Source organism: Alkanindiges hydrocarboniclasticus (assembly GCF_001982605.1).
GTDB lineage: Bacteria > Pseudomonadota > Gammaproteobacteria > Pseudomonadales > Moraxellaceae > Alkanindiges > Alkanindiges hydrocarboniclasticus.
This window is the reverse complement of the sequence record NZ_MLCN01000007.1, coordinates 65,569-89,856: the sequence shown is the minus strand read 5'-3', so window position 1 is coordinate 89,856 and position 24,288 is coordinate 65,569. Positions and strand designations below refer to the sequence as shown.

The 24,288-nt window shown below is 48.6% G+C and carries 23 protein-coding genes and 1 pseudogene; 12 read left to right on the top strand and 12 right to left on the bottom strand.

The genetic code is table 11. From position 1 onward, the window contains the following. Nucleotides 1-7: 7 nt before the first annotated feature. Nucleotides 8-334, top strand: coding sequence for a proton-translocating transhydrogenase family protein (locus BKE30_RS02845; protein WP_076877161.1), 327 nt, complete (start codon nt 8-10; stop codon nt 332-334). A gap of 12 nt (nt 335-346) precedes the next feature. Then, on the top strand, nt 347-1,810 hold the full coding sequence (locus tag BKE30_RS02840) for an NAD(P)(+) transhydrogenase (Re/Si-specific) subunit beta (RefSeq protein ID WP_076877160.1): 1,464 nt from the start codon (nt 347-349) through the stop codon (nt 1,808-1,810). Nucleotides 1,811-1,950: 140 nt separating this feature from the next. Here the strand turns inward: BKE30_RS02840 and BKE30_RS02835 are convergent, their stop codons facing one another. Next, complete coding sequence (locus BKE30_RS02835; RefSeq protein WP_076877159.1) at nt 1,951-2,526, bottom strand: hypothetical protein; 576 nt, start codon at nt 2,524-2,526, stop codon at nt 1,951-1,953. Nucleotides 2,527-2,789: 263 nt separating this feature from the next. Between BKE30_RS02835 and BKE30_RS02830 the strand changes: the two genes are divergently transcribed. Continuing rightward, nucleotides 2,790-4,085: an ammonium transporter gene (locus tag BKE30_RS02830; RefSeq protein ID WP_076877158.1), complete on the top strand. Its 1,296-nt coding sequence runs from the start codon at nt 2,790-2,792 to the stop codon at nt 4,083-4,085. A gap of 41 nt (nt 4,086-4,126) precedes the next feature. Then, a complete protein-coding gene (locus BKE30_RS02825; protein ID WP_076877157.1) occupies nt 4,127-4,816 on the top strand; it encodes a hypothetical protein in 690 nt (229 codons plus the stop codon). Between the two features lie 195 nt (nt 4,817-5,011). Here BKE30_RS02825 and rsfS read toward each other — a convergent pair whose 3' ends face one another. From rsfS to BKE30_RS02810, 3 genes are all read right to left on the bottom strand, one after another. Beyond that, nucleotides 5,012-5,470 (bottom strand): ribosome silencing factor, encoded by a 459-nt coding sequence (gene rsfS, locus BKE30_RS02820; protein WP_076877208.1) that lies wholly within the window; start codon nt 5,468-5,470, stop codon nt 5,012-5,014. A 207-nt stretch (nt 5,471-5,677) separates the two neighbouring features. Then, nucleotides 5,678-7,831, bottom strand: coding sequence for a phosphate acetyltransferase (pta, locus tag BKE30_RS02815; protein WP_076877156.1), 2,154 nt, complete (start codon nt 7,829-7,831; stop codon nt 5,678-5,680). Between the two features lie 153 nt (nt 7,832-7,984). Next, nucleotides 7,985-9,187, bottom strand: coding sequence for an acetate/propionate family kinase (locus BKE30_RS02810; RefSeq protein WP_076877155.1), 1,203 nt, complete (start codon nt 9,185-9,187; stop codon nt 7,985-7,987). A gap of 249 nt (nt 9,188-9,436) precedes the next feature. Between BKE30_RS02810 and BKE30_RS02805 the strand changes: the two genes are divergently transcribed. After that, nucleotides 9,437-10,264, top strand: coding sequence for a DUF4198 domain-containing protein (locus tag BKE30_RS02805; protein ID WP_076877154.1), 828 nt, complete (start codon nt 9,437-9,439; stop codon nt 10,262-10,264). A 106-nt stretch (nt 10,265-10,370) separates the two neighbouring features. Here BKE30_RS02805 and BKE30_RS02800 read toward each other — a convergent pair whose 3' ends face one another. Then, complete coding sequence (locus BKE30_RS02800; protein ID WP_076877153.1) at nt 10,371-11,639, bottom strand: glutamate-5-semialdehyde dehydrogenase; 1,269 nt, start codon at nt 11,637-11,639, stop codon at nt 10,371-10,373. A gap of 382 nt (nt 11,640-12,021) precedes the next feature. Here BKE30_RS02800 and BKE30_RS02795 point away from each other — a divergent pair, with 382 nt between their 5' ends. Beyond that, a complete protein-coding gene (locus BKE30_RS02795; RefSeq protein WP_076877207.1) occupies nt 12,022-13,332 on the top strand; it encodes an alpha/beta fold hydrolase in 1,311 nt (436 codons plus the stop codon). Nucleotides 13,333-13,467: 135 nt separating this feature from the next. Here the strand turns inward: BKE30_RS02795 and BKE30_RS02790 are convergent, their stop codons facing one another. From BKE30_RS02790 to BKE30_RS02780, 3 genes are read right to left on the bottom strand one after another with little or no spacing between them, the layout of a single operon-like run. After that, on the bottom strand, nt 13,468-14,205 hold the full coding sequence (locus BKE30_RS02790; protein ID WP_076877152.1) for a hypothetical protein: 738 nt from the start codon (nt 14,203-14,205) through the stop codon (nt 13,468-13,470). 30 nt (nt 14,206-14,235) lie between these two features. Further along, nucleotides 14,236-14,682 (bottom strand): ClpXP protease specificity-enhancing factor, encoded by a 447-nt coding sequence (locus tag BKE30_RS02785; RefSeq protein ID WP_076877151.1) that lies wholly within the window; start codon nt 14,680-14,682, stop codon nt 14,236-14,238. A 4-nt stretch (nt 14,683-14,686) separates the two neighbouring features. Then, the gene (locus tag BKE30_RS02780; protein WP_076877150.1) at nt 14,687-15,337 is read right to left on the bottom strand and encodes a glutathione S-transferase N-terminal domain-containing protein; all 651 of its coding nucleotides are present in this window, start codon (nt 15,335-15,337) and stop codon (nt 14,687-14,689) included. Between the two features lie 213 nt (nt 15,338-15,550). On the opposite strand from BKE30_RS02780, the gene alkB reads away from it, so the two are divergent. Genes alkB through BKE30_RS02765 form a run of 3 tightly spaced genes read left to right on the top strand, consistent with a single transcriptional unit; the run spans nt 15,551 to nt 18,075 of the window. Continuing rightward, nucleotides 15,551-16,216, top strand: a complete 666-nt coding sequence (gene alkB, locus BKE30_RS02775) for a DNA oxidative demethylase AlkB (RefSeq protein WP_076877149.1) — start codon at nt 15,551-15,553, stop codon at nt 16,214-16,216. A gap of 6 nt (nt 16,217-16,222) precedes the next feature. Next, nucleotides 16,223-16,864, top strand: coding sequence for a DNA-3-methyladenine glycosylase family protein (locus BKE30_RS02770; RefSeq protein ID WP_076877148.1), 642 nt, complete (start codon nt 16,223-16,225; stop codon nt 16,862-16,864). 53 nt (nt 16,865-16,917) lie between these two features. Next, a complete protein-coding gene (locus tag BKE30_RS02765) occupies nt 16,918-18,075 on the top strand; it encodes a methionine aminotransferase (RefSeq protein ID WP_076877147.1) in 1,158 nt (385 codons plus the stop codon). A 26-nt stretch (nt 18,076-18,101) separates the two neighbouring features. On the opposite strand, the gene BKE30_RS02760 is transcribed toward BKE30_RS02765, so the two are convergent. The 4 genes from BKE30_RS02760 to BKE30_RS02745 all read right to left on the bottom strand — a co-directional run bounded on the left by BKE30_RS02760 (nt 18,102) and on the right by BKE30_RS02745 (nt 20,445). Then, a complete protein-coding gene (locus BKE30_RS02760; RefSeq protein ID WP_076877146.1) occupies nt 18,102-18,905 on the bottom strand; it encodes a lysophospholipid acyltransferase family protein in 804 nt (267 codons plus the stop codon). Nucleotides 18,906-19,170: 265 nt separating this feature from the next. Then, complete coding sequence (rpsI, locus tag BKE30_RS02755; RefSeq protein WP_076877145.1) at nt 19,171-19,557, bottom strand: 30S ribosomal protein S9; 387 nt, start codon at nt 19,555-19,557, stop codon at nt 19,171-19,173. A gap of 12 nt (nt 19,558-19,569) precedes the next feature. Next, entirely contained in the window at nt 19,570-19,998 is a 429-nt protein-coding gene (gene rplM, locus BKE30_RS02750) for a 50S ribosomal protein L13 (RefSeq protein WP_076877144.1), read from the bottom strand. 246 nt (nt 19,999-20,244) lie between these two features. Next, nucleotides 20,245-20,445 (bottom strand): hypothetical protein, encoded by a 201-nt coding sequence (locus BKE30_RS02745; protein WP_076877143.1) that lies wholly within the window; start codon nt 20,443-20,445, stop codon nt 20,245-20,247. Between the two features lie 6 nt (nt 20,446-20,451). Between BKE30_RS02745 and BKE30_RS16260 the strand changes: the two are divergent. From BKE30_RS16260 to BKE30_RS02735, 3 genes and pseudogenes are all read left to right on the top strand, one after another. Beyond that, a pseudogene (locus BKE30_RS16260) lies at nt 20,452-21,351 on the top strand (TolC family protein); the annotation flags it as partial. A gap of 48 nt (nt 21,352-21,399) precedes the next feature. Further along, nucleotides 21,400-22,041, top strand: coding sequence for a TolC family protein (locus BKE30_RS02740; RefSeq protein WP_227518330.1), 642 nt, complete (start codon nt 21,400-21,402; stop codon nt 22,039-22,041). Between the two features lie 8 nt (nt 22,042-22,049). Beyond that, nucleotides 22,050-24,266: a type I secretion system permease/ATPase gene (locus tag BKE30_RS02735; protein WP_083698411.1), complete on the top strand. Its 2,217-nt coding sequence runs from the start codon at nt 22,050-22,052 to the stop codon at nt 24,264-24,266. Nucleotides 24,267-24,288 lie beyond the last annotated feature (22 nt).

The window sequence follows — 24,288 nt, the reverse complement described above, 5'->3', positions numbered from 1 at the left end:
CAAAATCATGGTTGAAACTATTACAATTTTCGTATTGGCCATTTTTGTAGGCTATTACGTGGTTTGGGGTGTAACACCTGCCTTGCATACGCCGCTAATGGCGGTAACCAACGCGTTGTCATCCATTATTATAGTGGGTGCAATGATCCAGACCGTGGGCATGCCTGCTATTGGCATGGATGGTAATGTGGCCTTTCAAAGCATTAATGTGGTCAGTATTCTTGGCGCTATTGCCGTATTTCTTGCCAGTATTAACATTTTTGGTGGCTTCGCAGTAACTGCGCGCATGCTGGAAATGTTTAAGCCGAAGCAAAAGAAAGTAGCCAAAGAGTAAGGGGCAGGACTGATGGAATTTATTCAAGATTTTATGCAGAGTTACGCCAACTGGTTTTATCTAATCGGTGCGGTGCTATTTATTCTGACGCTGCGTGGCTTGTCTGGCCCCAAAACTGCCATTGCCGGTAACCGTTATGGCATGATCGCGATGGCGATTGCTGTGGTAACTACTTTTTTCGTGGCGGATCATCCGGTTGTGCCGATGATTATTGGCGCGATGGTACTGGGTGCTGTGGTTGGTATTGCGCGTGCGCGTACCGTACCAATGACCCAAATGCCTGAAACAGTGGCTTTAATGCACTCATTGGTGGGTTTGGCCGCGGTACTGATTGCCATTGCAGCGATTCTGCATAACAACCAGCTTAACCTGCTGTTTGATAGTAATGAACCTGCCTTGACCGCAGCCGGTGTTGAACATGCGCATATGAACAAGGTTCATTTATTTGAACTGTTCGTGGGCTGTTTTGTGGGCGCGATTACCTTTACGGCGTCAGTATTTGCTTATGGCAAACTGGCTGCCAAAAAATGGGCTAAAACCATTAAGGGTGGCTGGGTTAAACCGGTTCAGGCGATCATTTTTATTGCCATGCTGGTGAGCGGATTTATCTTCTTCTCAACTGGCAATATGCAGGCATTCTGGGCAATGACCGTGCTGGCGCTGGCCTTTGGCTGGGTGTGGATTGCTCCCGTTGGCGGCGGCGATATGCCGGTGGTAGTGTCACTGCTAAACTCCTTCTCTGGCTGGGCGGCGGCAGGTATTGGTTTTACCCTGGAAAACAACATGCTGATTGTGGCAGGTTCTCTGGTGGGTTCATCCGGTGCCATTCTGTCCTACATTATGTGTAAGGCCATGAACCGCTCGATCATCAACGTACTGTTTGGCGGAATTACTGCCGGTGCTGCGGTGAGCGGTGATGCGGGTGAAGTCAAACAGCGTAACTATCGTTCTGGTTCTGCCGACGATGCTGGCTTCCTGATGTCCAATGCGGACAGCGTGGTGATTGTACCGGGTTATGGGATGGCGCAAGGCCGTGCCCAGAATGCGGTTAAAGAACTGGCTAATCTATTAAAAGAGCAGGGCGTTACAGTTCGTTTTGCAATCCATCCGGTGGCAGGTCGTATGCCGGGCCACATGAACGTATTGCTGGCAGAAGCTGACGTTGCCTATGAAGACATTCTGGAAATGGATGAAATCAACTCCGATTTCCCGGCCACTGATGTGGTGCTGGTTATTGGTGCAAATGACGTGGTTAACCCTGCGGCCAAAGATGATCCAAGCTCACCAATTTATGGCATGCCGATTCTGGAAGCCCACAAGGCACGCACCATTATGGTGATCAAGCGTTCTATGGCAACCGGTTATGCAGGCCTTGACAATGATCTGTTCTACAATGACAAGACCATGATGATTTTTGGTGATGCCAAGAAAGTTGTGGAAGACATGACCAAAGCGATTAATGGTGGTGGTCATTAAGACTGACTTGATGAGTAGCTTGACTTGAAAATTAATCTAGTGCATTAAAAAACCGCCTCTTATGAGGCGGTTTTTTAATGGTTAAGTATATGAAGTAAAAAAGATAGCGTAGCATTAAAAATTTAGGTGTTGAAATATCTTTATAGTTCTGCAGAAAATATTAAACCAATTTTATAGTGTTGCTTATCTAGTTTTTTTAATGTGTCAATAGTCGTGGTATAGGATATTTCAGAATCCGGATCAACATCATAAGCAGTACCGATTTTAAGTTTTTTTTGCTGTTGCACTCTTTTAATTAGTGGTTTTATGGAGTCCGTATAAAATTCTTTATTGTCCGGTTTAAACAGGATACTGTATTGCTCAAGCTGTTTGATAAGACATTGATCGCAAAATTTATTATTTTTTTCTAGTAAAGTGGCGTTAATTACCAGTTCAATTTCCCAGCTATACCATTCGCAACCCTGATCCTTAATGCTAATGGTTTGTTGGTCAGATAGCTGTGCCGTTTCTTTCCCATAAATAAAATTCTCACTGGTGAGCAATTTAAATGTATGTTGCTGGACTTTTAGCGGGTTCATTACTGCTTCAGGAAAGCCTCTGATACATGTATCTTCAAAGTTCTTTTTAGCCAGTTCGAGTTTGCTGGGCTGAGCACTTGCTGGATTAATAGATAACCAAACTCCAAATAAAGTTGTCAAAAAAATTTTAGTATTCATATTTAATTTATCTCCATTCTATTATTTATATCAAAGGGATATTTTAAATTATTCTTTTCCATTATAAAGATAAATTCAATTTTTTTGTTAGCACTGATCAGGTGTGATTTTGGTTTAATCTGATGAATATAAAGCCATAGCCTATAAAAATAATTAAAAATTAAGTTTTGCTTAATATCTTGGCATGCTGTTTGCGTTGTCCTCTTTAATCATCAAAGGGGATGAACATGTGTAGTAAGCGTTTGATAGCAGTATTTCTCATCATGTGTGGCTTATCTTGTACCGGGACAGCCTACGCAGAACCCGCCAATCTGGGCGAAATCAAGCTGGCGATAGACAGTGTCTGGGTGGTGGTGGCCGCCATGCTGGTCTTTATGATGCAGGCCGGATTTGCATTGGTGGAAGGCGGCATGGTACGCAGTAAAAATGCCGTTAATGTCATTATGAAAAATTATCTGGATGCCTGTTTTGGGGGTCTGGTGTTCTGGGCAATTGGCTATGGCCTGATGTTTGGCACCAATGGCACCGGCTGGTTTGGCGCTAGTCACTTCTTTCCGGAACAAATGGCCGACTGGGACTGGACATTCATGTTCTTTCAAATGATGTTTGCAGCCACAGCCACCACTATTGCCAGCGGTGCCATGGCAGAACGCATTCATTTTGTGGCATATCTGGTAGGTGCCTGTCTGGTCAGTGGCCTGATTTACCCCATCTTTGGCAGTTGGGCATGGGGCAGTGCCCATGGGGGAGATGGCTGGCTCAAGGCCATGGGCTTTATCGATTTTGCTGGTTCTACCGTGGTGCATTCCATCGGTGGCTGGGTGGCTTTGGCTGGCATCATGATACTGGGGCCGCGCATGGGCCGTTTTGACAGTCAGGGCCGTGCTCGTCATATTCCGGGCCATAACCTGACCCAGATTGCACTCGGCGGTTTTATGCTATGGCTGGCATGGTTTGCCTTCAATGCCGGTTCTACGGTAGCAGCAGGCGGCAATATTGGCAAAATCGCATTAAATACCCATTTGGCTGCCTGTGCCGGTACTGTTAGCTATATGGTATTGACCTTACTACGTCGCAAGGCCATTTTACTTACAGGCACTATTAATGCCAGTCTGGGCGGACTGGTCGCAATTACTGCCGGATGTGCCAGCATGTCGCCTGTGTTTGCCATTTTAACCGGTCTTGCAGCCGGCATTGTAGTGACCTATGGGCCTTTGCTGCTGGAGCGATTAGGGCTGGATGATGTGGTGGATGCAGTCAGCGTGCATGGTTTTTGCGGAGCATGGGGCACCATTGCAGCCGGTTTATTCTTTGAAGGGCAATTATTTAATCTGGATCGGGTACTGGTGCAATGCATTGGCGTTTTTTCCGGGTTTATCTGGGGCTTTGGGGTCGCACTGCTGGTGTACTTTACTTTAGGCAAACTGCTGGGTGGCCTGCGTGTATCGCCGCAGCATGAGCAGCGTGGCTTGGACTATACCGAGCATGCCGAGCTGGCTTATCCCGAGTTTCAGGATGATGCAGTATTTGATCACGACCAAATGAATAGCCGTCGTTAATCGCGCTGTCGTTAATTGCTATGTAGGGAGGATCAAAAACCATGAATGCTGATGCAAAAACGCACCTGAGTGTGGCGCAAAAACGACAAGCTGTGGAGGAAGGGTTAAAGCCTTTTTTACCGGATAACTATCTACAGGATGTTCTGGAATTCTGGGAGCTGCACTATAGCCACGAACCGGCTTTTGTCCTGCAACGGTTTTTAAATGAAATCTGCACCACCGCCGCCTTAAAGGCACAGCGCTCGCAAATGCTGCAAAGTGTATTGCTAGCCCTGTCAGCACGGGAGCGGGAAAACCAGCCTGCCAGCAAGAAAACCAAGCCCGGAAAACCTGTTTTGCTGCATACCAGTCCACTGGATATGGCACCAAGGTTTAATGGCAATGAACAAGCTCAGGTATTAATGCAATGCTTTGCGGCTTTAAGCCAGCGCTTGTTCAGGACCGCACCGGCGCAGATTGACCGCAGCCTGCGATTATATCTGATGGATACTATTCCCAAGCTGAAAATGGGCAGTGACGCCATTCATGCCTTGCGGCTGTGGACAGGAACGGATATGGAGGCACCACCCACCAGCCTGCTGACGATTGAGGAAATGCAACAGGTCATTAACCTGATCTATAGTGCATTATGTGAATATGTGGGACCGGTCAAGGCCGATAAACTATTGTCTATGGCAGTTAAATTTCAGGAAGAAAATCATCCGGAATGGCCAATTCGGCAGTTGTTGTAAGCTTAAAGAACAGCCTTGACATATTGTCATGGCGGCCATAATACAGGCAATGTTTTTGATGCTAAACAGGCTTAACTCCGGTTACTCAGAATTAAGCCTATCAAAATAAACGCTTTAAATAGGCACTAAAAAAGCAGGCCATATGCCTGCTTTTTTTACTGGTTCACACCAAACCAGCCAGAATTTTTTGAAAGCTTAACGGGCTATTATCCCGGCAGCCTGTTGTTCAACCGGACGCCACAGGCTTTCCAGATCATAGAACTTACGTGCGGTAGGCAACATCACATGAACCACCACAAAGCCAAGATCAATCAGGATCCATTCGGCATCACGTTCACCTTCAACACCAACAGGACGGTATCCCTGTTTTTTGGCTTCTTCAGCCACGTTATCAGCCAGTGCTTTAACGTGACGCGTCGAGGTGCCACTGGCAATGACCACCATATCGGAAATATTGGTCAAACCAGTAACGTCAAGCTCTACAATATTTTGGGCTTTAACATCATTTAAAGCAAAGCGTACGATTTCAAGGCATTCTTGTGCATTTTTATCGGTTTGATTTGCTTTGGAAACTGCGGAATTCGTGATAACACCATTGGTTGCAAAGGTTTTATCAGATTTTGATGATTGACCTCGAGAAGGTTCAATATTCATATAGGGAATTAAATCCATACAATTAGGCACTATTACTATAGCGCAAATTCCAAAAAAATTCAATTTCCTTGCAATTGTTTTATTTTTAATCAGTTATTGATCGCTTAAATGTTTTCTGATAGAAAAATGATGAATTTACATGGTTAAAAAATGTAAAAGGACAAACTGAATTGCCTATTTGTCCTTAATTTTAAGAAAAACCGTTTTTTAGGTGGGCTGGCTGTCGCGCTGGATAGCCTGAATGGCGGTTAAGGCAATGGTATACACAATGTCATCGACCAGTGCACCCCGGGACAGGTCATTTACTGGTTTATTCAGGCCTTGCAGCATGGGGCCTACACTCACCACATTGGCGCTGCGCTGCACGGCTTTGTAGGTGGTATTGCCGGTGTTCAAATCAGGGAAAATAAACACGGTGGCACGCCCGGCAACTGGTGAGTTAGGTGCTTTTTGCTGGCCAACACTTTCAATGGCTGCGGCATCATACTGGAGTGGCCCATCAATCAGCAGGTCTGGGCGACGTTCGCGGGCAATACGGGTGGCTTCACGCACCTTGTCTACATCGGTGCCTGAACCGGATTCACCTGTAGAATAGCTAATCATGGCAACACGGGGTTCAATGCCAAATGCCAAGGCTGATTCTGCACTTTGGATGGCAATTTCGGCCAGCTCTTGAGCATTGGGGTCTGGATTAATTGCACAGTCACCATACACCACCACCTGGTCTGGCAGCAGCATAAAAAATATTGAGGAAACCAGTGAGTAATCCGGCGCTGTTTTAATCAACTGAAAAGCCGGACGCACGGTATTGGCGGTGGTATGGATAGCACCTGACACCAGTCCATCCACTTCGCCCAAAGCCAGCATCATGGTGCCCAGTACCACAGTATCCTGCAACTGGGCTTCAGCCATGGGTTCAGTCAGCTTGCCTTTGCGCCGCTCTACCATGGCAGCAACATACTGGTGTTGAATCAGGTTGGGATCAATAATTTCCAAGTCGGGTGGTAGGATAATAGCGCGAGCCTTGGCTACCGCTTCCACTTCTTCATGCTTGGCCAGCAATACGCACTGGGCAATACCGCGTGACTGGCAAATGGCTGCGGCCTGTACAGTACGCGGTTCAGCGCCTTCGGGCAGTACAATGCGTTTTTTAGTCATTAACGCACGTTGTACCAGTTCATGCCGGAAAGCGGAAGGTGAAAGCCGGGTGGCATAGTTTAAGGCACTGTGGGCTTTTAGCCATTCCAGGTCAATATGGCTGGACACAAAGCGGGTTACCTGCTCGGCGCGTTCAATGTCATCACTGGGGATTTCATTGCTCATCTGGCTTAGGCGGCTTACGGTTTCAAATGAATCCATGCTCACCGACAACACTGGCAAGCCGGTTTTTAAGGCAGGGCGGCACAGCTCCACAATGGCCGGATGCGGCACATAACCACCGGTCAGCAAAACCCCCGCCAGTGGAACGCCATTCATGCTGGACAGGGCGGCAGCCACCAGAATGTCATCACGGTCACCCGGCGTGACAATCAGGGTGCCCGGTTTAAAGGCAGGCAGCGCATTGCTCACTGTGCGGGCGGTCAGGCTGGTACGCTGCACCCGGCGCTGTTCGGCTTCACCCATATTTAGCCAATCAGCATTTAGTACTTCGGCTACATCCAGCGTGCGGGGCACACTTAAGGTATTACTAAATGGCACCAGTCCAATAATGGGAAACTGTTCACTGCCAATTAAAGGGGAGAAGGGTTTGAGCTGTTCAATCAGTTGTTTTAGGGGTTGGGTCAGGCGCAGGGAGGTATCGGTTGCCAGTGGAATTTGTGCACTGTCGGCAGGCAGGCCCTGTACCCGCATTAAAATACTGCCCAGTGTACGTGGTGATGCAGTACCGCCAAAGGGCCTGAGGTGCATATCAATGCGGTCAGCCAGCGCTTCCGGGTTTTGCATGTCAGCGGTGGTCACCAGAATTACTTTGGCATCCAGTGCCTGTGCAAGGCCAATGTTGAGCTGGGCGGCATAGCTGGCTTCCCCGGTAGGCACCACACCTTCGACCACCACCATATCCCTCCCATGGGCAGCTTCGCGGTGCAGGCTTACTACCTTTTCCAGCAGTTCATCCAGCTGGTTATCACCCAGCATGCGCTCCACCTGATGCTGACCAATAGCCAGTGGTGGATTGAGCTTAAATGTGCGGCCTACCAGTGCTGAAGAACGATCAGCGCCACTGCCATTTAGTTCGGTCTGGACAAAAGGCTTTAAAAAACCAGCTTTAATGCCAAGGCAATCCAGTGCATGAATCAGCCCCAGACAGGCTGAGGTCAGGCCAACACCAATGCCTGTGGGAACCAGTAAAAATGTTTTCATGCGATATCCTTTAATTATTTAAAATCAGTTGGTTCAAAGCAGTTATTTAAAATTTAAGCTCTACACTTCTTTCATCACCGCGCTTGTATTGTGCTCACCCCTTGAGAGGGAAAATGACAACAAAGTGATGAGCGAATGTGGCCAGTGTCTGTCTTAATTAGTTAGACCTAAAACCTGACGGGTTTCCGCAGCAATGCGACCTTCTTCATCGGTGGGAATGACCCAGATTTGTGGCCCTTGTCCAACATCAATGCGGCCTTCTGCACCTGCATACATGCGCTGGTTTTGCTCCTGATCCAGCGTGCAACCAAAGTGCGGCAGCAGCCCAATGGTCTTGGTACGGATATCTGCTGCATTTTCGCCAATGCCACCAGTAAAAATCAGCCCATGCAGGGTAGGCAAGGCACAGCTCATTGCTGCCAGTGACTTGGCCAGCCGGTAGCAAAATACATCCACGGCAAGCTGTGCCTTTTCATGGCCCTGTTGGGCGGCATCCACTAGCGTGCGCATGTCGTTGGACAAACCAGACAAACCCAGCAAGCCACTGTCACGGTTCAGCACTTCATCAATTTTAAGCAGCGACCAGCCCAGATTATCGGCCAGAAAACGGTGCAGGCCGGGATCAACATCGCCGCTACGAGTGCCCATCACTACACCTTCCAGTGGTGTCAGGCCCATACTGGTATCCATGCTTTGGCCATTCCAGATGGCACAGGTCGAACAGCCATTACCCAGATGCGCAGTCAACCAGCCCCCCTGATCGGGCATGCCAGCCAGCGTACTGGCCCGCTGGCTGACATAAGCATGACTGGTGCCATGAAAACCATAGCGGCGCACGGCATAGTCGGTATATAAATTTTCTGGAATGGCATAACGGTAGGCTATGGGCGGCATACTCTGATGGAAAGCTGTATCAAAAACAGCCACTTGTAGTAAATTTGGAAACAGCGCCAGTGTTGCTTCAATACCCAGAAGATTGGCCGGATTATGTAATGGTGCCAGTGCGGAGGTTTGCCGGATGGTGGTCATTACCTGTGCATCAATTTGCACAGCCTGCGTAAATTTTTCCCCGCCATGCACCACACGGTGTCCGATAGCGGCTGGCTGATAGTCAGAGAGCTGTTCAAGAATATATTGCAGGGCATCGGCATGGCTGGCGGGTTTGGCCTGTGGATTGGCGCTATCAGCAAACGAATGGTTAAAGGTGCTGCCATCAGCTTGCGTGCCTTTGATTCGCGCCTGGGCTGTACCCAGATTTTCTGCCAGTCCGGCAATTCGGGTGCCAAGGCCAGTGCCAATCAAGGCATATTTTATGGAGGAGGAACCACTGTTAATCACCAGTATGCAAGCAGACATATCACTCTCAAATACAAGCCTAAAATAAATGCAAAAAATAAAGCAGGTCAACGGTATAGCAAACGTTACAGTAAAGATGACATGCTGACTAAGCTACAAAAGTAGCAAATAATAGTTCAGCATTTAAGTATTAATCGGTAATCTTGAGTGAATCTTAAAAGAAACTGAGAATTATTTTTAAATGAGAATAATTTTTATAAAGATTGTTGTAAGATATATTATTCAGTATTTTAAAAAAAGGGGTAACACATGTTTAATGCAGTAATCACCACAAGTTTGCTCACCACCAGCGCTATGCTTGCCACGATTGCCCATGCGCATGAGGCTTATATTTTGCCACTAAGCGACATTCCGGAAGGTAAGCAGGTGCTGCTGCATGCAGGGTATACCGAAGATTTATTTGTTCCTGAATTTCCACTCAAGGGGCAGTATTATAGTGTCAATCCACAGGGCAAACAGCAGGAACTTACACCGCTAAGTGGCCTGCAAAGTGCTACTGTGCTTGAATTGCCACTGGAGCAACAAGGGACTTACAAGGTATTTGCACAGGCTGAACACAGCACCAGCTATGCCCAGCAAAATGGGATTTGGAAAGCGGTGTATGACATGCCTGCTGACAAGGCCCCCGCAGCCAGTGAGCGTCCGTATTTATTAAACAGCGAAGTCAAGAACACAGACAAGAAGCTTAGCAGCAAGACACATGGCCACGTGGTGAGTTATGTCACCAAGGGCGCGCCCACCCAGCAGGTACTGACCCCTAGCGGCAAGGGACTGGAACTGAAATTTAGCCAGCATCCCAACCAGCTTAAACAATCCGAAGGTTTAAATTTTCAGGTGCTGTTTAATGGTAAACCCGTTGCTAATAGCGGTTTTCATGTAGAGCAGGCTGGTGCCATGCATCACGATGAAGAAGCTGAAGATAAACCGGATGTAGTATCTGATCAGGATGGGCAGGTACGTATTCAATTCAAGCAGCCGGGCCAATATTTAATTAAAACCAGCTATCCGCAAACCAAGGCTGGCGCGCAACCAGCTACTGATGTTTATCACTATGCGCTAACTATTACGATCAAATAATTTTTTAATTTCAATGAATTATAAGTGAGATGACCAATAGGTCACCCATTAAAAAAGGGTTGCATCAGCAACCCTTTTTTTATTTTTTGAACTATTTATTGAAGTTTTAGTGGCGAATCTGGCCGTCACCCAGCACAATCCATTTTTGTGAGGTTAGGCCCTCCAGACCTACTGGCCCGCGCGCATGAATCTTATCGGTAGAAATACCAATTTCGGCACCCAGACCATATTCAAAACCATCAGCAAAACGGGTAGAGGCATTTACCATCACTGAGCTGGAATCCACCTCACGCAAAAACTGGCGCGCAATGCTGTAATTTTCAGTCACAATCGCATCGGTATGATGTGAGCCATACTGGTTAATATGATCAATAGCCTGTGTTACGCCATCCATAATCTTAATGGCCAGCACCGGCCCCAGATATTCGGTATACCAGTCCTCTTCAGTGGCCTTGGCAACCACAGCCTCACCCAGAATACGGCGGGTTTCATCACAGCCGCGCAGTTCTACGCCTTTTTCCAGATACAGCTCGGCAATGGTGGGCAGGAAATCTTCAGCAATTGGCTCATCCAGCAGCAGGGTTTCCATGGCATTACACACGCCGTAGCGATGGGTTTTGGCATTAAAACAAATCGGCAGGGCTTTTTGCAGGTCAGCCTGACGCTCTACAAAAACATGGCAATTGCCATCCAGATGCTTAATCACCGGAATGCTGGCTTCATTGGTAATGCGCTCAATCAGGCTTTTGCCACCGCGTGGTACAATTACATCGACAAATTCGGACATGGTAATCAGTAAGCCAACCGCATCCCGATCGGGGGTATCAATAACCTGTACACAATGCTCCGGCAGGTGGGCCGCGCGTAATCCGTTCTGGATACACTTGGCAATGGCCTGATTGGACTCAAACGCCTCAGAACCACCGCGCAAAATAATGGCATTGCCGGATTTTAGGGCTAATGATGCGGCTTCCAATGTAACATTAGGACGCGATTCATAAATCATCCCCACTACGCCTAGCGGCACCCGCATCTTGCCAATCTGGATACCCGACGGACGGTAGGCCAGATCAGTAATGACCCCAACCGGATCAACCAGCGCAATAACATCCTTTAAGCCCTGTAACATGCCTTCAAAACGACCGGAGGTGAGTTCAAGGCGATCCAGCAGGGCGGCTTCCAGATTGCGTTCCTGACCGCGCTGCATGTCTTTATTATTGGCAGCCAGAATTTGCTGGCGACCAGCTTCAAGTGCATCATAAATACAGGAAAGGGCAGCATTTTTCTTTTCAGTCGGCGCACCCGACAGCACCCGTGCGGCAGCACGTGCTTGTTGCCCTAACGTTTGCATATAGTCATGGAGTGATGCGGACATTGATATTTCCAATAAGGTATAAAGTTTGAATGGACTAGTTTAGCAGTAAACTGGTTTTAGGGATATATTCGAACTAATTGTGCGGATTGTGTCACTGTTTGGTGGTTTTTGTTCATCAGAATTATATTATTTTAGTATTTAATGTGCTGTTCACAAGCCAGTAACTTATGGTATATCTAATACTCACAGAAAGTCTGTAATGAAATGACCAGTAACGGAATAACTGGAAATGCTGACAGTGATGTCATAAAAGAAATGTAAGTAGTCATGGTAAAGGAATTCATGCTGCTTATTACTGAAATTAGCCACGCAATACCAATGGATGTCGTGGGGTTACAAGGAGTGTGTTATGAATGCCGTGTGGGCGTTAGGGCAACAGGATATGCATGATAGCTTGATCCAGCGAATTCAACCTCATTGTTTTTTTGACACTTATACGCGTAACAGCTTTAAGGAACCCAGCCGGGCGCACTGGATTGATGGCTGGAAGATCGAATACGTTGCCTTTGGTTTGCAAGAAACCATGCATTTGCCGCCAGTGGTTATTATTGGTGGTGCCTTTCAGAATTTTAACTCCTATAAATATTGCGTTGAACAACTGCTGGAATGTGGCCCAATCATTCTGGTGGATTTGCCATCTATGGGCGGTAACCAGCAAATCAGTAATGTTGAAACCGGTGAATCTGCGGGTATTCTGGAACTACCAGAGTTATCCGCCATGCTGGGTCGCTGGATGGATGAAGTGGGTTTAAACAAAGTGTCGATTATGGGCATGTCACTGGGTTCAGTAATTGCCTCACATTTTGCTGACCAGCGCCCTGAGAAAATTGAGCGGCTAGTATTGATGGGCGTGATGCAAAAGACCCGTCCAAGCTGGCGCATGCTGCTGGAAGAGTCGCTGCACCTGATGCGTGAAGACCGCATGGAAGAATTTGGCCAGGCAGTTATTTTGTACTTGATCAACCATGCCCGCCTTGACCGAACCCGCATGTCACCGACTGCCAAGCGCCTGTTTTTTAGACAAATGGCCGAGTTTGCCACCACAGAACGCCTACGCTACGAAATCAACTGTAACCGCCTGTTGCGCCTGCAACATGTGCCAAGCCCGCAATGCAAAACCATGGTGGCGTGTGGCGAATTTGACAGTTTTACCCTGCCGTTTGAAAATGCAAATTTTGCCTTGCAATGCAAGGACATGCAGTTTGCCCTGATTGAAAATGCAGATCATGTGCCGCAATTACAGCGCCGCAAGGAAACCATGAACCTGTTTGCAACCTTTCTGCAAGGCAATGACATTGCCCAAGTGGAAGGGGTACGCGTGCTGAACCGCGAGCAAATGCAGAACATGGAACGCCGTGGTGAAGCCCGCTTACAGCTTAAACAATCCAGTTATCTGATACGTCACCGCGTGCAACCTGCGCTACAGGCTAATGTCAATGTGGTGGATATCAACTTTTTTGGGGTGTTGATTGAGACGGGAAGCGTTGAAATGGCCCAAAAATTGTTGGCCCAGCCTCGTGATATGCAACTGTGCCTGACTGATGTGGATGGACAGGAATTGGCTCTAGAATGCCTGATTTTTGAAGCGCAGGGACAGCGCGTGCGTGCCCTGTTCAAGCATGGCAATTTTGAAAATGCCACGCGTTTACAGGATTTGCTAAAAAGTGATGCGGTGATCGGTCATTTAATTTAACCCTAATGTTGTATCGTTTTAAATTTTAATTATTAATGTATGTTGCTTCACCAGTTTCACTGACAGTAAGGCTATTTCCGACTTACTGTCAGTTTTTTTATTCACTGAAAAATCAGTGAATATTTTTAATGAGGCTTAATAGGCCATCAGGTTGTTATAAATCATCCAGAGTACAATCAGGATTAGCACCGCAATTAATGGTTCCAGTGCCAAAAAGAAGCGCGGCGCAGGCCGTTGCGGTGGCAGTGCAACAGTCGCGTGACCATGACTATGCTCGTCATGCTGGGGGTGTCCATCAGGATCATGCGCTACGGCATCGTTACTGTGGTGAGCATCGTTAATTGTTTGGGTGTTCATCTGGCTGGCATCCATCATCAATTTATTTAAGCTGGCAATGCTGGCATTAAGGTCAACATGTGCTTCTGTAGAGGCAGTCTGTCCCTGTAATTCGGTCAAGTCTAACACGCGCCACACCTGATCGGGTGCTGCCCCTGCCAGATACTCAGCCTGTCCCTGAATCAACTCGGAAACCCCAGCCTGCTCCAGATTGGCGGTACTGTCCAGACTATTAATCTCAGCAATGACATAACCATATAACTGATTAATCACGCTTTTAAAATCTGCAACGGGCAGGGTAGTGGTTGCAGCAAGCTGGCTGATAGCCTGATCATCAAGACCTTGCCAGAACATACTGTGATCCTGTGCAGTAATGGCCTGATACAATGCAGGGCTGTTAGTCCGGTCAAGCACAATCAACTGGCCCAGCACAATTGCCAGCAATTTACGCTGGCCGTCCCCGTCAGTCGTTGGCACTAACGCCTGAATGTCACTTTGGCGGCTACTTTGCAAATGATCGAGTAATGAAAACGCCATGTGGTGTTCCTCGGTTAAAATAAAATCCTGTTAGTCCAGAATGCGCAGGCTGGGTTTTTTAGCCGCTGTGGTTTCTGCCGTATTGTCGGTATTTTCTGTGGCCGAAATGTCAGGTTGTGGCTGCGAACTGTCACTGCTGGCTTGATAGCCTTCATATTCCTGTGGATCAAAAAACAGTCCTTGGCCATTTTCCCGGGCATATAATCCCAGTACCGCTGCCATGGGAACATACAGCTGCTGTGAAACGCCACCAAAACGGGCGCTAAAGCTGACTGCATCATTGTCCATCATCATGTGGTGTACGGCATGCGGTGCAATGTTCAGCACAATCTGGCCATCCTGTACATGCTGGCGTGGCACCTGCACGTTGGGCAGCTCGGCATTGACCAGCAGGTAAGGTGTCAGTTTGTTGTCATTGGTCCATTCATAAATCGCACGAAGCAAATATGGACGGGTTGGGATCATTTCAGTAGACATGGCATTACCTGTGCAGTGGATATTGCTGTTTATGGCGTTCCGATTCGGTGAGGGACGCGATAAAAGCAGGTCGTTCAAATAGTCTTTTACAATAGGCCAGCAAGGGCTTGCAATGTGCGCTTGGTAAATGAATTTTCATTTGTGGCAGGCGCCATAATAACGGCGCCAGAATACAGTCGTTGTAGCCAAACTGCTCACTCATGAAAAAAGGAAAGTGGGCAAACAGGGGGGACAGGCTTACCAGTGACTGACCCAAGCTTTGGCGGGCCTGATTGGCTGCCTGTTCATCCAGAGTATCCGGGTGGCGTAGCAGGATATCAGCCAGTTTCATCCAGTCCTGTTCAATACGCCAGGCATACTGGCGTTGCTCAGCGCGCAGGTTTGGCGTGTCGGGCAGCAGTTTGGCCTGTCGGTAGCGCTCATCCAGATATTCTAAAATGACATGGCTTTCATACAGGCGAACCTGACGCTCAACCAGGGTTGGCAATTGATTATATGGATTGAGGTCAGCCACATCTTCGGAAAATTCATCCACCAGTACCAGTTGGTACTTCACATTTTTTTCGGCCAGCGCCAGCCGGATACGATGGCTATAATGATCATCCGGATGGCTATAGAGAATAATACCTTGTTGTGGGGTTAAATCGTTATTCATATTGCCAAAAGGCTGTTTCAATAAAATTTCAGGATACTCGAGATTATAGCGCGATTATATGGATTGCCCGGTAATAACATGTTTTATTTTTGCAGGCTGGGCCTGTTGGGCTTTATTCAGTTTTAAACGGTGTATCTTAAATGGCAGGATTGCGGTTTTTAATACCACAAACGGGCAAGAAATAACGGGTAAGAAATAGTGCAGGGGCCATCGATGAATCTGGATTTGTTTGAGCAGCAACCTGAGGCGCAAGCTGTAGAAGAAAAGCCTATAGAAATAATTGGCGAGCAATCTGTGGTACTACGCCAGTTTGCCAGCCCTATGCAGCATGAGCTAATCGCTGCCATTGATCAGATTGTAGCCCAAGCGCCATTCCGGCAGATGATCACTCCGGGTGGCTATGTAATGTCTGCTGCCATGACCAACTGTGGGTCACTGGGCTGGATTACCGATCAAAAGGGTTATCGCTACCAGCCACTTGACCCCTCAACTGGAAAACCATGGCCTGCCATGCCAGCAGTATTTGAGACACTGGCCATACAAGCGGCAGCGCTTGCCGGGTTTGATCACTTTAAACCGGATGCCTGCCTGATCAATGAATATGTGGTTGGTGCAAAAATGTCTCTGCATCAGGATAAAAATGAAAGGGATATGTCCCAGCCTGTGGTCTCGGTATCGCTAGGCATTACCGCCAATTTTTTATTTGGTGGGGTTAACCGACAGGACAAAACGCAAAAAATTTTGCTACAACATGGCGATGTTGTGGTGTGGGGCGGGGTAGACCGCTTGCGCTATCATGGTATTTTACCATTAAAGGCGGCTAGCCATCCCCTACTGGGTGAGCGGCGCATTAACTTTACTTTTCGGCGTGCAGGCTAGGCCAATATGAAAGAACCTTGTTCCATCAGCGATCACCAACAGCAGGTTTACCAGCAGGCCAGTCGTTTTTTAAGCACAGTTGATGCGGACTGGCAACAACATATTGCCAAGGTTGGGGAATGCCAGCTTGAACTCAAACCCGTGCAGCAACCGTATGAAGCCCTGATTCGGGCCATTGCACATCAGCAGTTGCATGGCAAAGCGGCACAGGCCATTTTAAACCGCTTGTTGCAGCTTTATAGCGGCTGTTTTCCATCGGCAAATCAGTTATTGCAGGTTGATCCGCAACTGATCCGGGCCTGTGGCTTTTCAGCACGCAAGCTGGACAGTATTGTGGGTATTGCCCAAGCCCAGTTGCAAGGTGAAATTCCTGATTTTGAAACTGCCCAGCAGATGGACAGTGAGCAGTTGATTGAGCAGTTAACCCAGCTCAAAGGAGTCGGGCGCTGGACGGTTGAAATGCTGTTGATTTTTAATCTGGGTCGGCTGGATGTATGGCCAGTGGATGATTATGCTGTACAGCAGGGTTACCGACGGCTTAAAAAGCTCGAACAGCCTTTGGGTAAAAAAGGGTTACGGGCGGTGGGTGAGCAGCTGGCACCGTACCAGAGTGTGGCGGCCTGGTATCTGTGGCGACTAATGGATTAAAAACAGCTCAGCAGTTCTTACAATCATGTGCTTTAGCAATTCAGGAGTCTGCCATGTCCGTTCAGTTGCCCAATAAGTTACCCACCATTGGCACTTCAATTTTTACCCGGATGACACAACTGGCACAGCAAACCGAAGCACTAAACCTGTCGCAGGGCTTTCCGGATTTTGACAGTCCCCCGCAATTGCTGGAAGCACTGAAAGGTTATACCAGTCAGGGCTTTCAGCAATATGCGCTCATGCAGGGGTTGCCTGCCTTGCGCGAACAAGTGGCGCTTACTATTCAACAGCGCTATGGCTGGCTCCCGGATACGGCAACTGAGGTGGCCATTACACCCGGCGCGACGGCTGCGATCTTTTGTGTGATTCAGGCCTTGGTACAGGCAGGCGATGAGGTAATTGTATTTGATCCCTGCTATGACAGTTATGATCCGGCCACCCGGCTGGCCGGCGGGATGTGTATTCATGTGCCGTTGCAGAGCGATTTTTCTATTGACTGGCAGCGCTTTAAGGCAGCCATTTCTGACAAAACCCGGCTGGTGATTATTAATTTCCCGCATAATCCCAGCGGTGCTGTCATCACCTTACAGGATTTGAAAACCCTGTATGACATCATTGAACCCTACAATATTCTGGTGCTGAGTGATGAGGTTTATGAGTATCTGGTGTTTGATGGGCTGATGCATGCCAGTGTACTTGGCCTGCCAGAACTGGCTGCGCGTTCGTTTATGATTGGTTCTTTTGGCAAAACCTTTCATGTGACCGGCTGGAAAACTGGCTACGTGGTAGCAGCGCCAGAATTGATGCAGGCATTTTTAAAGGTACACCAGTATGTGAATTTTTGTGGGGTCACACCCATTCAGCATGCATTGGCTGATTTTATGCAGCAGCATCCTGAACATATTAACCAGTTGGCCAGTTTCTATCAGGCCAAACGCGACCTGTTTTGCCAGCTCCTGCAACCTTCAGCCTTTAAGCTGCTTCCCAGTCGTGGAACCTATTTTCAGTTACTGGATTATTCAGCCATTCGTAATGATCTGGATGATGTACAGATGAGCCAGTGGCTGGTGCATGAACATGGCATTGCCAGCATTCCCATTTCGGTGTTTTATGAAAAACCGGTTGAGGGCCAGCGCCTGATCCGCTTGTGTTTTGCCAAAACTGAAGCCACCTTGCAGCAGGCGGCACAGCGTCTTTGCCAGATTGCTTAAGTCTGGGAAAACTGGTCTTTTAACAATTAATTGTCTGTATCAGTTTGCTGGCGCAGCATCTGTAGGCCAATTTCGATTTGCTGCTGGATATAATCACGCAGTGCCATTTTTTCCTCATCAGAGGCATGAATGTCTTTATGCCGGGTGGTCAGGCGTGGCATAAACTGATAGGCCAGTGCCTTGGGCTTGGGTAAAAACGGAATATGCTTATAGCCGGTTACAATCGGAAAGAAGAACTCGCCATTGCGTAAGAAACGTGCGGAAAAACCGCTTTTTTGAGCCAGCTTGCCCAGCCATGATTTTTTAAAGTCATTGCCGTCAAACACGATATCCAGCGTTTCTTCGCCGCCAAGCGCGGCAAAGGGAATAATGTCATAGCCATGCTGGATTGCCAGTTCAATAAAACCCAGACGCTGCTTCCAGAATAGCTGATAGGCCTCGCCCTTATGCTTGAGCACTTCCCGTGAGCCACCCGGATAAATCAGGATATGCTGCCGCGCCTGCATGAGTTTATCTACGGCCTGCCGGGTGCCATCAAAAGCACCAAACTGTTGCAGTGCATCACGCCACAGTGGAAAGTAAAAATGGAAATGATCGGCCAGCCCGCGCAACCAGATTTTTTTGTGCTGGTAAACGCCCAGCACAAAAGCCGGTGAGTCAAAGCCATAAATGGTGTGATTACCCACGTATAGCGCTGGCCGTTTGGCATCCAGATGCTCCAGCCCATAAAAGCGGGGCTTAAACCAGCTTTTGCTCAGCCACCAGACCGGTTGCACAAGGGTTGCAGGCAGCGGTTGAAAATCAGCAACAAGGCTTGAGGAAGTATTCATGGCAGGTATTCTTGAAATATGAAAAGTTCATGCTGGGCCGCATCGTGTTTTGTTTTTAGCCTGAATCAGGTTGAATCACAAGGCTGATTTGTAGCGTTAAGTTGTAGGCATAAAATTTCAGCTAAAAGGCCTTACACCATGAAATGGCTTAAAATAACACTATAAAATAAAGGCAGTGAACTATAAATGACTGAACAAAAGACAGGCATAAAAAAGCCCCGGTTTCCCGAGGCTTTTGCACAACTCGCCCAAAAGGGCAAACGAATTAACGTTTGGAGAATTGTGGACGCTTACGTGCTTTACGCAAGCCAAGCTTTTTACGCTCAACTTCACGCGCATCACGGGTAACAAAACCAGCCTGACGCAGTGCAGATTTCAGCGTGTCATCCAGAGCAATCAGCGCACGGGTAATACCGTGACGAATTGCACCAGCCTGACCACCGATACCGCCACCTTTAACAGTTACGAAAATATCGTATTTGCCAACAGCGTCGATCAGCTCTAATGGCTGACGAACCACCATGCGAGCAGTTTCGCGGCCAAAATAAGTGTCGATATCACGGTTGTTGATTGTGATTTTACCTGAACCCGAGGACAGGAATACACGAGCGGTTGCGGTCTTACGGCGACCAGTACCATAATTAGTTGCCATGTCGTTTTTTCCTTAAATGTCCAAAACTTGTGGCTGTTGAGCAGTGTGTGGATGCTCGCTGCCAGCGTATACTTTCATTTTCTTGATCATGGCATAGCCAAGTGGGCCTTTAGGCAACATGCCTTTAACCGCACGCTGCAATACTTCTACAGGCTTGTGGGTGATCAGTTTTTCAAAGTTGGTTGTTTTCAGACCGCCCGGAAATTCGCTATGACGATAGTACATCTTGTCTTGCGCTTTAGTTCCGGTAACGTGTACACGCTCTGCATTGATGACAACGATGTAGTCACCGGTATCAACGTGAGGGGTGTAAGATGTCTTGTGCTTGCCACGTAGGCGACGAGCGATTTCAGTCGCGAGGCGACCGAGAGTTTTGCCTGATGCGTCAACAACATACCAGTCGTGTTGCACTTCAGCAGGCTTGGCGCTGAGAGTTTTCATTGACCACTACCTATTATCGTTGGTTTGAACCTTAAAAGCAGTCCAAACAAAATGGAGCGCGAATTTTAGTGAAAATTGGGCAAAATAACAACCTTTACTAGTATAAAAAGCAAAAGTTTTGCCAATTGATCCGTTATGATGCCAAGCCTGCGGGGGATAGTCCCCAATACTGGGCAAGGTTTAATTCAGCGAGCCCTTGCTGTGCCCGTTGTACAAACTTGCCCTATGGCTAAAACAATGCAGTTTTCAGGCGCGAAAGGGTATTGATTGAGGCTTGAACTTGGCTTTAGTATGCTCAAGGTCAGGGGTGGGTTTAAAGCGCTGCATGCTGTTTTTGAAAAAGGCCGCACGGGAGAGTAGGGCAAGGCTGGGCACATGGATATGCTGCACAATAAACAGCCAGATGAATGACAATGATTTTTTGATGACATACCAATAAGTGTTCACTATTCAATGCAAAATGATTTACGCCATACACCGTCACTAAACCTTGATAGACCAAGGGCTGCATTAAGCTATCTTGCTACTGCAATTCTGCTGGCCCAGTTGATGCTGGTTCCTGCCGTGAGTGTTGCCCAGGAGACGCCAACTGAAAAACTGCCCCTTAAGCAGCGGTTTAGCCAGAAGGTAAGTAATTTACAGGCAGCTTTTCAGAATACGCCGCCAGACAATACCATTAGCCTGTCTAGGCTGACGCTATCCCAGCCTGAGCCATATGAGGCCATGATGGGTGAAACCGGTATTGTGCATGAATCCAGTGATTTACCTACTATTGAGGTACAAGCAAGGGCTGATATAAGTCATGCTGACAGTACCAGTCTGGATTTAATCCGGGCCATTCAGATTGCAGTCAACCGGCATCCGGCTATTGCCCAGACACTGGCGCAATTATCCAGCGAATATAGTCAGGTTGATGTGGCCAAGGCCGGTTACTGGCCACAGGTTCAGGCTGGTGTCAGCACCGGCCGGATGGGGACTTCTGAGGCAGGCCGCCAGTTACTGAGCGTAAATGCCACCCAGATGCTGTATGACTTTGGCAAGGTCAGTAGCAATGTGGAGGCTGCACAGGCCAGTGTAGACCAGCAAAAAGCCGTGGTTCTCAAGTAAATTGATGCCATTGCACTGCAAACCGCAGAAGCAATCGTCAATGTGCGGCGCTATCAGGAACTGAAAAAAATTGCCGAGCAGCAAGTAAGCGGCGTTGCCCGTATTCTGGAAATTACCCGGCTGCGGGCACGGGCCGGGATTAGCAGTCAGGCTGATCCGGTGCAGGCGCAAGCGCGTTATGAAGGCGCACAGGCCACCCTGCTACAAACCGAAACGGCGCTAAATCAGTGGCGTGAAAAATTAAGAACGCTGGTAGGTGGTGCCTTGCCCCGGCAGGTTACTGACATTCCGGCTGTGCTGGTACAGCAAGCGCAATTGTATGAAAACCCGCCCATTAATACGCTACCCGATATTATCGCTGCAGAGTCTGCCCGGCGTGAAGCGCAGGCACAGCGGCAAAATGCCCATGCCCGGCGTTATCCCACGCTGGCTGTAGAAGGGTCGGTCAGCCGGGCCATCAATGGGCGTAATCCCAGCAATACAGATGACGACGGGACTTATAGTTCAGTGATGTTTGCCTTAAACAGCAACCTGTCGCAGGGTGGTGCATTGTCTGCCGCAGAACGGGCGGCCAGTTATGCCGAACAGGCCGCGCGGGCCAGAATTCAGGCGACTTATCTGGATGTGACCGATCAGGCCCGCAGCTTCCGGGAACAGATACTGGGCGCACAGCGCCGACTGGATGTACTGGCAGACCGCGAGCAGGCCATTATCCAAACCCGCGAGCTGTATCAGGAACAATACAAGCTGGGCACCCGCACTGCACTGGATTTGCTGAACTCCGAACAGGAAATTCATCTGGCCGCCACCGACCGGGAAAATACCCGCTACGATATCTGGAACAATGTGGTGAATTACATTGCCATTACAGGACGTTCCAGAGCCGTTTATGGCTTAAACAATACCACCATACAAGGCCTGGACATTCAACCATGAGTCAGCCCATGAATAGTCAATCTGCTGCCAGCCAGTCTATAACCCGCCAGCCTATAGTCAGTCACTCAACTACTGGACAGGCGGCTGATAGCCAGCCTGCGACAAGCCAGCAACCCAGCTATGCACCCTGGTTAACGGCCATGCTGGGCATTGCGCGGCATTATCGCATTGAAAGTTCGGAAGAAAATATCCGCATTAATCTGGACTGGGAAAAAACCACTTCACTGGATGCCTTGCTACACAGTATGGCGCGGCAAATTGGCCTTGAGCTGCGCGTTGACCAGTTTAACGAAGCGATTCTGGATGCATGGCGCTTGCCGGTAGTGGTGGAGTTCATGACCGGGCAGGTCGGTATTCTGGAAAAAGTCGACAGTCAGGGCAATGTCAGCGTGCAGTTTAGCGGTGACCATGGCCTTGCCACTACCTTGCCTGCCAGTGAAATTAAGGCGCAGGCGCGCCGTGTGCTAATCCTGCGCCCGGAAACCTCGGTGGCAGATGCCCGGGTGGATGAATACATCAAGCCGTATGAGAAAAACTGGTTTTGGGGCATTCTCCTCAAGGACTGGAAGCGCTATGGCGATATTATGCTGGCCTCGCTGGTGGCCAATGTGCTGGCCTTGTCGGCCATTATTTTTTCCATGCAGGTGTATGATCGGGTTGTACCGGCGCAGTCCATTCCAACCTTGTGGGTGCTGGCCGGTGGTGTGCTGATTGCCGTAATTTTTGAGTTTAGCTTGCGGCTGGCGCGTATCCATGTGTCGGATATTATTGGCAAGCGGGCCGATTTGCGCGTGTCTGACCGGGTATTTGGCCATGCCTTGCGCATTCGTAACAGTGAGCGCCCCAAGTCAACCGGAACGTTTATTTCACAAATCCGCGAACTGGAAAGTGTGCGTGAGCTGGTGACGTCAACCACCATTGGCGCACTGGCTGACCTACCGTTTTTCTTTTTGTTTCTGGTAATTTTCTGGATTATTGGCGGCCCGCTGGTATTGATTATTTTACTGGCCATCCCGCTGATTCTGATTCCCGGCCTGCTGATTCAAAAACCACTGGCGCGCTTGTCCAACGAAGGCATGCGTGAATCGTCCATTCGGAATGCCATGCTGGTGGAGGCGGTGCAGGGCATTGAAGACATTAAGTTGCTACGTGCCGAACCGCGTTTTCAAAACCAGTGGAATCACCTCAATGAAGTGTCGGCTGACATTAGCAAGCGCCAGCGTTTTATTAGCGGCCTGTTGCTGACATGGACGCAGGAACTGCAAACCATTATGTATGCGCTGGTGGTGCTGGCAGGCTGTTTTCTGGTGATTGACGGCGAAATGACCACGGGAGCACTGGTGGGCTGTTCGCTGCTGTCATCACGCATGGTGGCTCCGCTAGCGCAGATTTCCGGGGTGATGTCACGCTGGCAGCAGGCCAAGGTGGCGCGCCAGAGTCTTGATGAACTGATCAAGCGTCCGGTAGACCAGCCAGACCATGCCAGCCTGATTCATCGCGCCGTATTACTGGGTAATTATCAACTCAACAATGTTAGCTTTAAATATGCTGAGGATGACAATAAGCCCATTTTGTCGATCAAGAACCTGAATATCAAAGCCGGTGAAAAGGTGGCTATTTTGGGCCGTAATGGTGCTGGCAAAACCACCTTGCTGCAATTGCTGTCGGGGATGCAGTTTGCCCAGAGAGGGCAGGTGATGCTGGATAACCTGGATTTAACCTTGATTGACCCGGCTGATGTGCGCCGCGACATGGGATTGCTCAACCAGAACGCCCATTTGTTTTTTGGCACCCTGCGTGAAAACCTGACACTGGGCAGCCCCTTGGTGAATGATCAGGAAATTCTGGATGTGCTAAACATGGTAGGCGCACTGAATTTTGTGCAGTCACGCAAGGAAGGGCTGGATTACCAGATTCTGGAGGGCGGCACTGGCTTGTCTGGCGGACAAAAACAAATGCTGCTGCTGGCGCGCTTGCTGATTCGCCAGCCCAATATTGTGCTGCTGGATGAACCTACTGCTGCCATTGATGAAGTGACGGAAAAACAACTGATTGACCGGCTGAAATTATGGCTGGGTCACCGCACACTGGTGGTAGCCACCCATCGCATGGCAGTGCTGAATCTGGTGGACCGGGTGATTGTGGTCAATGATGGCCAGATTGTGATGGATGGCCCCAAGGCACAAGTATTGGCCAACAGCAAGGCCAAACTGCCACAGGGCTAATGTGCCACAAGCTTACTGTAGA